Raw genomic sequence first — 12288 nt, 5'->3', positions numbered from 1 at the left:
ACTTGAAGGAGTCGTGAACTTCCTTCACCTGCCGCCAATCCACATCCCCACGCTGTTCTGCAGCCTTGATCCAGGCCAACTGCGGATCGGCCGCGACCATTGCATCGATGGTCTGGCTGACCGTCTGCTGGTCAACCTGCCTGAGGTCGATGCGCAGCCCTTCGACCGCCTTGATGGTGATGCTGCCGGCCGCCTGCATCTGCGTCTGGCGCAAGGTTTCGTCCGTACGGCCTTTGCCGCTGGCTGAACTCCAGAACGCGTTGTTGTTGGTCTTGGTGTGGCTTTCGTCATGCAGGTCTTTCACACCTTCAAAGACAATTTCGCCACCGCTGTCCAAGGTCAAGTCGCCGCCGCTCTTGAGCTGCGCCACCTGATAACGCTGGTCACCGCCACTGGTCAGCGAGACATCGCCCCCCGCCTTGACCTGGCTGCCGACATGGGTCACCTGGGTGACTTCGTCGCGCTTGAGCTTCAAGGCACCGAAGCCACCCTTCTCCTGCATGTCGTAAAGGGTGTGGTCGGTGTTCTGCTGCGCCAGAAACTGCAGGTTCTTGCCCGCCTTCAGCGCCAGGTCGTCGCCAGCGGTGAGGTTGCTGGAGACCACTGTCACATCGCGCTTGGCGTCGACGGTAAGTTTGCCGCCGGCACTGAACTCGCTGGCTGCCTGACGGGTATGGCTGTCTTCCTCGTTGATGCGTTTCTTGCCCTGCTTGGTGCGGGTCTCGACGCTGTCTTCATCGGTGGCCGAGCCCAGATACAGGTCACGGCCGGCGCTGACGGTCAGGTCCTCGCCTGCCCTTGCCGTGCTGGCGACAACGTTGATGTCACGCCCCGACTCGATCGTCAGGCCGGCCCCACTGGTCACGCTGGAGCCAAGGTTGTTGACCTGGGTGGTCACGCTGTACTTGTGACCACCGTTGCGGCTGACATGGATCTCGCTGCTGTCGGCCACCGACAGCAGGTTGATGTCACGCCCTGCCTTGAGCGTGGCATCGCCAACACTGCTGATCTGGCTCTTGTTGGTCAGGTCCCGGCCAGCGTTCAGGCTCAACGTGCCAGTCGCGCTGATGCCGGCGCCATCGTCGAGCACGGTTCGATGGCCGGAGCCTTCACCGACCAGAATCGCCGTACGATCGTTGACGATATCGCCGCTCAGCGCGGTCAGGCTGACGTTCTGGCCACGAATATCACCGGCCATTGCGTTGCGAATGCTGTCCTGGGCCAGCATCGAGAGGTTTCTGCCGGCCTCGACCAGGCCGCCTTGATAGATGCTGCTACCCGCCACCACGCTCAGCTCGTTGCTGGCCCGCAGTACGCCGACGCTGACCAGGTTGTTGCCGCTCAGCACACTCACATCGCGGCCTTGCACCAGGCTGCCACCACGAATGTCACGCGAGTCGACCTTGGCCAGGTAGAGCACCGGCGCCAGGACCTTCTCGCCCTCGACCTCGCGTTCCTCCATCCAGACGATGTCATGGGTCAGCGCCGCCACCTGCGCAGCACTCAGCTTCACCCCCATGGTCAGCCCAAGCTGCTCCTTCGAGGCTATGGCGTTGTCCATCAGGTAGCGGAACTGTTCGTACTCGCTGGTCAGGCCATTGGCCAGAAAGCGCTGCCCGGTCTGCGCCAGAACGGCATCGCTCACCAGGCGCGTCTCGTAACCGCCATCGCCCAGGCGCCGCCAGGCCTGCTGCGTATCAAAGCCGCCCAATTGATCCAGCAGGTAGTCCGAACTGAAGAAGTTCTTCAGGTTGGTCAACTGCGGGTTGGTCTCGACCAGGTAACGGCCCTGCGGGTTACGCGCCTGGGTGAACATGCCGTAGTCGCCCTGCGGCAGGCGGAACGTCGGCAGTGCCGTCGGGTCCACCGCAACGAACGGCGAGCCGCTGAAATCAGCCGGCACGAAGCTGATCTCCACACTGCCATCGGCACCGATCTGCTCGACCCTCGTCACATCCTTCGGGGGTTGTGGGGCTGGGCTACTCGGGTTGATCGCGATCTCGATACCGCCGACTCTGGAGGCGGTGGTCTGGTCATCGCCCAGGCTCCCCGTCAATTGCGCCAGGGTGTTATCGACCAGGCTGCCGTTCTGAATGTTCTTGCCAACAGTCAGGTTGACCTGGCCACCGGCCTGGATGGTCGCGGCGTAAACGGTATTGCCGTTCGGGCTCCAGGTGGTGACGTCGCTCATGCTGCTGAAGCGGTCATCGGCAGAGCGACTGATCAGCTCGTTGAAACCCGCCTCGTCGAAATGACCGCCCGCTACTGCGGCGTTGAACGCAGGGACGTCGACGAACTCCATCTGGTCCCAGTACCCGGTAGCGATCCTTCCCGGTGTGCCGCGCTGGATGATCTGGATGCCTGAACGGGAAACGGCCCCCTGGTTGAGCAGGCTGTCGGCGACCAGGGTCATGTCGCCGTTGGCCGCCATCAGGCTGTAGCGGTTTTCGATGTGCTGGGCGTCTACCGTCAGGCCTTTACCTGCCACCAGCCGCGCCGACGGCGAGTTCTTGGTCGGTGTCTCGTCGAGCACCTTGGTGATGGTGATGGTGCCGCGCTTGAACGAGTCCCCGCCTCCGCAGTGCTGCCCACACACCCAGGACAGGCTGCCGGAGACCAGCCCCTTGCCCAGCTTGAACTCGGCTTTGGCGTTGGTCAGCTCGATGGCCTTGATATCGATATTGCCTGCGCTTTCGACACTGCCGGAAAGGTTGCTGAACAGGCTGCCCTTGCCGCCATCCAGGCCGGCGAAGCTGAGGTCGCCGCCACTGTAGATATCGCCGTAGTAGTTGCTCAGGGTATCGCCGCGCACACTGAGCCCGGTGCCACTGAACAACACGCTGTCCTGGTCGTTGTAGACGCCATCGGCGGCGGTCAGGTGGGCCGCCTTCAATGCGCCGAGGCTGCCGCGGTTGTTGATGCGTGCAGCTTCGATGGTCAAAGCCTGGTCGGCGACTAGGCGGCCAAGGTTATCCAACGTGCCCTGCAGGGTCAGCCGGATATCGCCGCCACTGGCCAGGCGCCCGTTGTCCTGGGTGAGATTGATGGCGCCAATGTCGATGAGCTTCAGCGACGAGAGGGTACCGCTGTTGGTCAGGTCGCCAGCAAGCTTGAGGGTCAAGCCACCGTCGGCTACCAGCTCGCCAGCGTTCTCCAGGCTGACCATGTCGAAGGTCAAGCTGCCCGCACTGGCGATACGCTCGCCCACGGCCAGCGTCAGGCCCTGATGGCTGGTGTAGGCCAGGCCACCATTGAGCTGCCAACTGCCCACACCCTCTACCTGGCCAACACGCCAGTCGCCCATGCCATGCCCCAGCAACTGCCCACGACTACCCTGCAATGCCGCCAGATCGAGGGAGAACACGCCTTGGCCGGCATGCTCGATATGGCCATCGTTGTTGAGCAGGCTCGCGGTATCGAGTGTGAAGCCGTGGCTGCCGATCGCCACCTTGCCGCTGCGGTTGTCCAGCTCATCGCTCAGGACAATACGGCTGGAGTCACCGCCTAGCGCTCGTAGTTGTCCCCCGGCACTGTTGTCCAAGCGCTCGCCTTCGACCACCAGGCCAGTGGCGGACTCCACCAGGCCTGCGCGGTTGTCGATCCGCTTCACGATCAGTTGAAGGTTGCCCTTGAGGCTGGCAATCAGCCCGAGCGTGCCCTCCAGGGCACTGTTGTCCAACGATGCAGCGGTTACCTCTACACTGGCGCCTTTGATGCTGCCGCCCTGGTTGTGCAGCTCGCCCTCATCCCCCATGCGCAGTACCAGCGCACCGTCTTCGGCAAGCAAGGCGCCCTGCTGGTTCTGCACGGCTGCTGCAACCAGTTCGAGCCCCCCGCTACCGGCCAGCACCTTGCCCTGCTCGCGGTTGTCGACAGCGGCTGCCTGCAGTTTCACCTGGGTACCCAGTACCTGGCCGCCACGATTGTCGATTTGCCCCTGTTCGGCGGCCAGCTGCACCTGCTTGCCCACAACCACGCCGCCGCGGTTGTCGATGTTGGCTGCCTCGATCGCGATGGCGCCAGTGGTGGACTGCAGACGTCCCCCCTGGTTGTTCAGGTCATCGCTGGCGATTATTTCGAGCTTGCCATTTTCGGCACTGACTCGACCCTGCAGGCTGTTGTCCAGGCTGGTCAGGTGCGCGGTCAGGTTGTCGGCAATGAGTGCACCGCCCTGGTTGAGTACTTCACCGCCAGTCAGCCACAGTGAGCTACCGGCAAGTATCTTGCCTTCACGGTTATCCAGCTGCTCCTGCGCATGCACGGTCGCAGTACCGCCGCTGGCAGTGATCGCCCCCTTGCGGTTGTCGATGCGCACGGCCGAAACGTCGATTTCGCCGGCCACCAGGCTGGCACCCTGGTTATCCAGGGTTTGTGTGGCACCAACGCCAATCTTGCGGCTGGCGATCACGCTGCCGCGGTTGGTCACCTGATCAGCGGTTAGCGTTACATCCCCGGCGGCATTGCGGCTGCCATCGAGGTTGACGCCAGCATCGATGCTACCGCCGTTGCTCAAGCGGCCAGCGCTTTCGAGGCGAATGCTGTCATGGGCCGCCAGGCTCTGTCGGCTGTCGAGATCCCCCTGGGCCTTGATCGTCAGGTCGCGGCCCGCATAGACCGGGCCATCGAGCTGAACGCTGTCGGCGTTGACCTTGACCGCGCCGCTGGAAACCGCCTGAGCCATGGTGAGCTTGCCGTTGGCATCGATCTGGATGTCCCCGGCGCTGGTGGCCATGTTGCCGGCCAGGCGCACGCCGACACCCTTTTCCGTCCCCACCAGGCGAATGGTGCCGGCATACATCCCGCCCAATGCGGAGCTATCGATGGCCAGCTCCGGCGCCTGGCTGCCGTCAGCGGCTCGGGCGACGGCAGTGAGGTCATCGGCCTTGACGTCATTGCGCCCGGTGATGACGTTCAGCTTCTTGGCGTAGATCTCGGCGTTGATCCGAGCGCTGCGGGTAATCACGTCGAACTGCTCGACCTTGCCCGCTCGGAACCCATTGCCCTCGAAATTGACGCTGCCACCGTCGACCTGGAACCGCTCGACACGGCCATTGTCGATCACAGGCTTGCCCGTCGTGAGCGTCACCCGCGGAGTGTTGATGAAACCGCAGCCGTTGCACGTGATGCCATAGGGGTTGGCGACGATCACATGCGCCGACTGCCCCGCCACTTCGGTATAGCCACGCAGTTGGCTGGGGCTGTTACCGGTGACTTCGTTGAGAATGACCGATGCAGCCCCGCCCTTCAGGTTGGGGTTGCCCAGGATGATCCCGCCCAACTCGGTGGGCTGGGTTCGGTTAGGGGCATTGTTGAGGATCAACCCCTGGCTGCCGACGTTGTAGTCCTGGAACTGGTTGTGTGACAGCCCGCTGCCATTGGGCGCTGCAATGTTGACAACGGGTACGCCATTACCCGCCTGTCCAAGCGTCGTGCCTGGAGCGCTGACTACCAGTCCCTCGGCCTGTACCAGCAACGGCTGCCAGAACATGGCATTCGCCAGAATGAACGCCAGCCCGCGCTTGGGCAGGCCGAGGAAGTACTCACGGCGTGTCAGGGAAGCTGAAGGCTGGCGTGCAAGGAAGGCGAGCTGGCGAACGTCCATGGTCGAGAATCTCGTATCGGTCTAAACAGAAAGCGCAACGGCTAGAGGAAGAAGTCGAGGCGGAAGTAGGTGGGGGTTTCCCGCGCTTCGATCGGCCCGGGCCGCTCCAGTGAATGCGCGAACGTCACGCTAGCGGCCATGTTCTGCCCTCGGGCGAACAACTCCAGCGAGTGACTCGACATACGCCCGTGCATTTCGGCGTTGTAGCGGTCATGGCGGATGACACCCTGGTCGTAGCCAAGGCCGACGCCGTACTCGGCCAGCACCGGCCGCAGCCAGTCGATGCTGACCGGGCGACTCCAGCGCAAGTCGCTGCGCCAGTAGCTGCCACTGTCACCTGACAGGCTCTGGTCCTTGTAACCACGAATCGAAGACTGACCACCCAAGCTCATACGCTGCGGGCTGAACAGCACATCTTCGCTACGCTGGCCGGTCACCAGGCTGCTCAGGCTGAAGGCCTCTCCCCACAACTGGAAGGGCTGCAGGTAGCTCAAGGTCGCGGTGTACTTGCGATAGCGGGCATCTTGCTGCCCAGGGCGCGGGGCGTGATTGCCCTGGGCGTCGAGGGCGCCGATACCGTTCTGCATGCCCAGGTCAAGGTTGACATAGGCATTGCCGACCCGTCGGCCATGGTTGACGCCGAACTGTGCCTCACTGATGCGATTGCTGCTGTTCCTGAGCTTGCTGTCTTCGATGAAATTGCTGGTGCGCAGATGCGCAAGCCCTGTGCTCACCGAGGTCTTGCTGACAGCATCGCGAAAAATCACCCGCTCCAGGTACAGCTGATGATTCTGGCTTTCACCGCTCTGCTTGAAGTCGAAACCCAGGGCCTGAATCTGCGAGCGGTATTCGCTTTGGCTGTAGGTGTAACTGAGGTTCCACCAACCAAACGGCACACTGTAGCGAAGCATCGCGTTGTTCGAGGTTTTCTGGCGGTCGCTGACCGCGTCATGCCCGCCGCGCAACAGCAGCTGATCGGACAAACCCAGAGGGCTGTCCCAATCGAATGAGGCCCCCCACTGCTGCTCACCGGTACTTGCCTGCCCATCGTTATGCCGCGACAAACCCACCCGCCATGGCTTCTGTCGGGTGTTCCTGACCAGCACCTCACTGCCGCCAATACGCTCGCCGGGCGCCAGTTCCATCTTCGCGTTGTTCGACGGCAGGCGATTGAGCTGGTCGACCATCTGCTCGATCTCACGCAGGTTCAGCAGGTCACCGGGTTTACCGGGAAAGCTCATGGCCAGTTCGCGTTCGGACAAGCCGCTGTCTTCGGCGCTGCGAAGACGCTCAAGGCGCCCCTCGACGACAAGCACCTTCAAAGCACCGCTGGACAGGTCCTGTTGCGGCAGATAGGCACGGCTGGTGACCAGCCCCTTGCCAAGGTAGTGATCGGTGATCGTCTTGAGCAACTGATTGAGCTGCGCGACGCCCAGGCACTGGCCAGCGAAGGGCGCGATCAGGTGTTGGCGCTCGGCACTCGACAGACTGTCAGCCCCTTCCAGGTCGATGGACCTGATCGGAAAGCAACGCTCATCGTTGGGCGCTGAAGGGGTTTGCGGGTTGTGGGATTGCCCCGGCAGGTTCTTGAGATCCTCGAGGCGGCGGCCCTGCTCCTCGAGCAAGCGGTCCTGGCGCTCGCGGATAAGATCCGTATCGCCAGGGGTCGCCGCCGATACGGTGCTTGAGCACAATAAAGCGCAAAGGATCCCTGTGACTCGTAAGAAGTGGTTCGTCCTGGAAAACATTGAATGGTCACGTGCGCATGATGTCACTACGACATCATTGGGCGCGCGATTCTACCAGTCGATTTGTTGACGTCAAATTTTTGCATTCGCCAGAATTGCCCTGACAACGACGTCCGCCCGCCATCCCTTCAATCGCGATCCCCTGGCACCACCTTGTCCGTGTAGGAGCGGCCTTGTGTCGCGAAAGGGCTGCGCAGCAACCCCGGCAATCTTGTGGGAACCATAGATCCTGGGGCCGCTTCGCGACCCTTTCGCGGCACAAGGCCGCTCCTACAGGGGTCGCGCAAGCTCAGCAAATCAATCGCGATACCCTGGCGCCACCTTGTCCAGCAACCGCAACAACGCCGCCCAGGCCAACTGCATCGCATCCGGATCAGCCAACTGCCCCTCCTCCAACGGCCGTCCAGGGTCATTGAACTGCCGTTCGGTATGCGCGCACACCGCATGGGGCGGCAACACCAGCTTGCCGCTGGCCTGGGCGGCCAGCTGGATCTCGCAGGCTTTCTCCAGGTAGTACATGCGCATGAACGCCTCGCTCACGCTGCGCCCTACGGTCAGCAGGCCATGGTTGCGCAGGATCATCACCGGCTGCTGCCCCAGGTCGGCCACCAGCCGCTGCTGTTCGCTCAGGTCCAGCGCCACGCCTTCATAGTCGTGGTAGGCGACCTTGCCGTAGAACTCCATCGAGATCTGGTTCACCGGCAGCAACCCGCATTCCAGCGCCGCCACCGCGCAACCGGCGCGGGTATGGGTGTGCAGCACGCACTGCGCGTCTTCGCGGGCGCCATGGATGGCGCTGTGGATCACGAAACCCGCCGGGTTGACCGGGTAAGGCGAAGGCTCGACGGCATGGCCGTGCAGGTCGATCTTCACCAGGTTGGAGGCGGTGATTTCATCGAACATCAAGCCGTAGGGGTTGATCAGGAAATGATGCTCGGGCCCCGGCAGGCGCACCGAGATATGGGTGAAGATCAGGTCGGTCATGCGAAAGTGCGCGATCAGCCGGTAGCAGGCCGCCAGTTCTTCGCGCAGGTGTTGTTCGGTAGGCATGGTCACGGGTTCCAGGTTGGTGAGGGGCGGCTGGAGCGTAGAAGACTGTCCAGCCGCGACGGGTTACTTGCTGGCTGCCCAGGCGTTGAAGCGTTCCTCCAGTTCCTCGCCATGGTCGACCCAGAACTCGACGTTCATGGCCAGGGCGCCTTCGAGGTTCTCCTTGGAAGTCGGCACCCACTTGGCAAGCTCCGGCGCCAGCGCGGCAGCCGCCTGGGTGTTGGTCGGGCCGTAGGGAATCTGTTCGACGTAACGCACCTGCGCCTCGGGCTGGTTGGTGTAGGCGATCAGCCGCTCGGCCTGCTGCACATGTTTCGAGCCCTTGATGATCGCCCAATAGTCCATGCCGTACAGGCTACCGGGCCACACCAGCGCCAGCGGGCTGCCGTTCTGCGCGGCGGCGGCGATGCGGCCGCTGTAGGTCGAGGTCATCACCACGTCACCGGCGGTCAGCCATTGCGGCGGCTGGGCGCCGGCCTCCCACCACTGGATGCTGGGCTTGAGCTGGCTCAGCTTGGCGAAGGCGCGGTCAACGCCTGCCGAGGTGGCCAGCACCTTGTACACGTCCTCGACCTTGACCCCGTCGGCCAGCAGAGCGAACTCCAGGTTGTACACCGCGCGCTTGCGCAGGCCACGCTTGCCCGGGTACTTGTTCACGTCCCAGAAGTCGGCCCAGGAGGTCGGCGCCTGGGCCAGCTTGTCGCGGTCGTAGGCAATCGCCACGCTCCACACCAGCGCCGCCGAACCGCAATCCTGCGCGGCATCGGCAATCAGTTGGTCCTTGTGGCCCAGTTTGTTCCAGTCCAGCCGCTCGTACATGCCTTCATCGCAACCGCGCAGCAGGTCGGGGCCTTCGATCTGCACCACGTCCCAGTCCACGCTGCCGGTGTCGACCATGACCTTGATCCGCGCCATCTCGCCGTTGTACTCGGTCTGGATCAGCTTGCTCTTGTCCTGGGCGCTGAACGGCTGGAACAACGCCACGTCCTGGGCCTTCTGCCCGGCACCGCCATAGCCCACCACGACCATGTCCGACGCCGCCTGGGCGCTGCCCAGGCCAAGCCACAACAGCACCGCGTACAGCCCGGGTTTTCGTGCAAAAGCGCTCATCGATGGACCCTCTTTGTTGTTTTTGTGAGGTTCGCCCCTGAGGCGGGGGTGCTGTCGAAACTAGTCAACGACCAGTAAAAAAACAAGTTGATTTTTTACTATGGGTACACTTTTATAAGAAAAAAACAACAACTCCCCGCTGGAGCCTGCCCGTATGTCGACCGCCTTCACGCACCTGTTCGAACCGCTGCAGCTCCGTGGCAAGCGCCTGAAAAACCGCATCATGTCCAGCGGACACGACACCTCCATGCCCACCGACAACCTGGTCAACGAGCGGCTGATCGCCTATCACAAGGCCCGTGCCGAGGGTGGTGTCGGGCTGATCGTGCTGCAGGTGGCCGGGGTGCATGACAGCGCCCGCTACACCTCCCATGTGCTGATGGCCACCGACGATGCCTGCATCGACGGCTACCGGCGCCTGGCCGAGGTGTGCCACGCCCAGGGCACCGTGGTGCTGTCGCAGATCTTCCACCCGGGCCGCGAAATCATGGAGTCCGCCGATGGCCTGCTGGCGGTGGCCTACAGCGCCTCCGCCGTGCCCAACGAGCGCTTCCGGGTGATGCCGCGCGAACTCGACCAATCGATGATCGACGAGATCGTCGCCGGCTACGCAGCTGCGGCGCGGCGCCTGCACCAGGCGGGCATCGACGGTGTCGAAGTGGTCGCCAGCCACGGCTACCTGCCCGCGCAGTTCATCAACCCGCGGGTCAACCGCCGCAGCGACGGTTACAACGGCGACCTGGAACAGCGTCTGCGCTTCTTGCGCGAAATCCTCGCAGCCGTACGCGCCGCCACCGACGAGCAGTTCATCGTCGGCCTGCGCATCAGCGCCGACGAGCGCGATGCCGAGGGCCTCACCGAAGGCGAATCGCTGGAGGCGGTGCAGGCCCTGCAAGCGAGCCTGGACTACGTGCATATCGTCGCTGGCACCTCCGCCTCGCTGGGCGGCGCCATCCATATCGTTCCGCCGATGGCCATCGAGGCGGCGTACCTGGCCCGCGAAGCCGGCACCTTCAAGTCGCGCCTGCAGATCCCGCTGTTCGTCACCGGCCGCATCAATCAGCCCCAGGAAGCCGAACTGATCCTCGCCCGTGGCCAAGCCGACGTGTGCGGCATGACCCGTGCGCTGATCTGCGACCCGCAGATGCCGAACAAGACCGACAGCGGCCGCGCCGAGGACGTGCGCGCCTGCATCGCCTGCAACCAGGCCTGCATCGGCCACTTCCATCGCGGGCTGCCGATCTCCTGCATCCAGCACCCGGAAACCGGGCGCGAACAGCAGTACGCCAACCTGCCCCCGGCCAGCGTGCGCAAGCGCGTCATGGTGGTGGGAGGCGGCCCCGCCGGCATGAAGGCCGCCGCCGTGGCGGCGGCACGCGGGCACCAGGTGACGCTGTATGAAGCCAGCGCGCAACTGGGCGGCCAGGTGCTGCTGGCGCAGTTGCTGCCCCGCCGCAGCGAGTTCGGCGGCGCCAGCACCAACCTGCAACGGGAAATGCAGCTGGCCGGGGTCGAGGTAGTGCGCAATACCCGCGTCGACCGCGCCCTGGTCGAGCGCGAACGCCCGGACGCGGTGATCGTCGCCACCGGTGCCGAGCCGTACTGGCCGGCGTTCGAGCGTGGCGGCGAGCTGCAGGTGGTCGATGCCTGGCAAGTGCTGCGCGACGAGGTGAAGCTCGGCCGCTCGGTACTGGTGGTGGACTGGCGCTGCGACTGGATCGGCCCCGGCATCGCCGAGCGCCTGATGCGCGCAGGGCATCAGGTGCAACTGGCGGTCAACGGTACCCATTGCGGCGAGAGCCTGCCGCTGTATGTGCGCGACCAACTGGCCGGCGAGCTGCACAAGCTGGGCATCCCGATCACGCCCTATGCCCGCCTGTATGGCTGCGACGACAACAGCGTCTACCTGCAGCACACCGCCAGCGGCGAGGCGATGATCTTCGAAGGCATCGACACCCTGGTGCTGTGCCAGGGCCATCAGCCGGTCGACACCCTGGCCGAGCAGATCAAGGACCTCACCCAGGTGCAGCGCATCGGTGACTGCCTGGCCCCGCGCACGGCAGAGGAAGCGATCCATGAGGGCTTGAAGGTCGCCGCCGCCTTGTGAGCCTGTTTATACTCCGGGACTTTGCAGGGCCGACTGGAAACCGCCATGAATCGCCACATTGCCAAAGCGCCGCCACCTGCCGAGGACGGCAGCACCGCGCCGCAGTTTCTCGGCACCCGCATCCGCGGCCTGCGCAAGCGCCGCGGCATGACCCTGGCCGAGTTGGCCGAGCAAAGCGGGCTGACTGCCGGCTACATCAGCCAGCTGGAGCGCAACCTGTCCTACCCGTCGATCCCGGCGCTGTTCAACATCGCCCGCACCCTGGGCGTGACCATCCAGTGGTTCTTTGCCAGCGAAGCGGTCACTGCCCCGGAAGACGAGGGCTATGTGGTGCGCAGGAACAGCCGCCTGAGCGTGCATTACGAGGACGGCATCGTCGACCAGTTGCTCACCCCGCAGCCCAGCCGCGAGCTGGAGATGCTGCATTCGCGCTTCCCCCCGGGCACCTACAGCGAGCAAAGCTACAGCCATGACGGCGAAGAGGCCGGCTACCTGCTGTGCGGGACCTTCGAGCTCTGGGTAGGCGAGCGCCACTTCCAGCTGAGCGAAGGCGACAGCTTCAGTTTTTCCAGCCAGGAGCCGCACCGTTACGGCAACCCTGGCGACGTCGATGCGGTGGTGATCTGGGTGATCACCCCGCCGACCTTCTGAGCCCAGTACAAGAACAACAC

At 63.8% G+C, this 12288-nt stretch carries 6 protein-coding genes; 2 read left to right on the top strand and 4 right to left on the bottom strand.

From position 1 onward, the window contains the following. The 4 genes from F6X61_RS19970 to F6X61_RS19955 all read right to left on the bottom strand — a co-directional run. Positions 1 to 5602 (bottom strand): filamentous hemagglutinin N-terminal domain-containing protein (locus tag F6X61_RS19970; RefSeq protein ID WP_153788088.1); only part of this gene is annotated, 5602 nt, incomplete at its 3' end. Between the two features lie 41 nt (positions 5603 to 5643). Further along, on the bottom strand, positions 5644 to 7350 hold the full coding sequence (locus F6X61_RS19965; RefSeq protein ID WP_153788087.1) for a ShlB/FhaC/HecB family hemolysin secretion/activation protein: 1707 nt from the start codon (positions 7348 to 7350) through the stop codon (positions 5644 to 5646). Between the two features lie 297 nt (positions 7351 to 7647). Further along, complete coding sequence (locus tag F6X61_RS19960) at positions 7648 to 8400, bottom strand: class II aldolase/adducin family protein (RefSeq protein ID WP_153788086.1); 753 nt, start codon at positions 8398 to 8400, stop codon at positions 7648 to 7650. A gap of 63 nt (positions 8401 to 8463) precedes the next feature. Next, positions 8464 to 9510: an ABC transporter substrate-binding protein gene (locus F6X61_RS19955; RefSeq protein ID WP_153788085.1), complete on the bottom strand. Its 1047-nt coding sequence runs from the start codon at positions 9508 to 9510 to the stop codon at positions 8464 to 8466. Positions 9511 to 9664: 154 nt separating this feature from the next. Here F6X61_RS19955 and F6X61_RS19950 point away from each other — a divergent pair, with 154 nt between their 5' ends. Continuing rightward, a complete protein-coding gene (locus F6X61_RS19950) occupies positions 9665 to 11617 on the top strand; it encodes an FAD-dependent oxidoreductase (protein WP_153788084.1) in 1953 nt (650 codons plus the stop codon). Between the two features lie 45 nt (positions 11618 to 11662). Then, positions 11663 to 12268 carry a cupin domain-containing protein gene (locus tag F6X61_RS19945; RefSeq protein WP_153788083.1) on the top strand — a complete coding sequence of 202 codons (606 nt, stop codon included), beginning with the start codon at positions 11663 to 11665 and terminating at the stop codon, positions 12266 to 12268. Positions 12269 to 12288 lie beyond the last annotated feature (20 nt).

The sequence above is a fragment of the Pseudomonas sp. EMN2 genome, assembly GCF_009650555.1.
Classification (GTDB): Bacteria; Pseudomonadota; Gammaproteobacteria; order Pseudomonadales; family Pseudomonadaceae; genus Aquipseudomonas; species Aquipseudomonas sichuanensis.
Note: the sequence above shows the minus strand (reverse complement) of the source record. Positions and strands in the feature narration are given on the sequence as shown.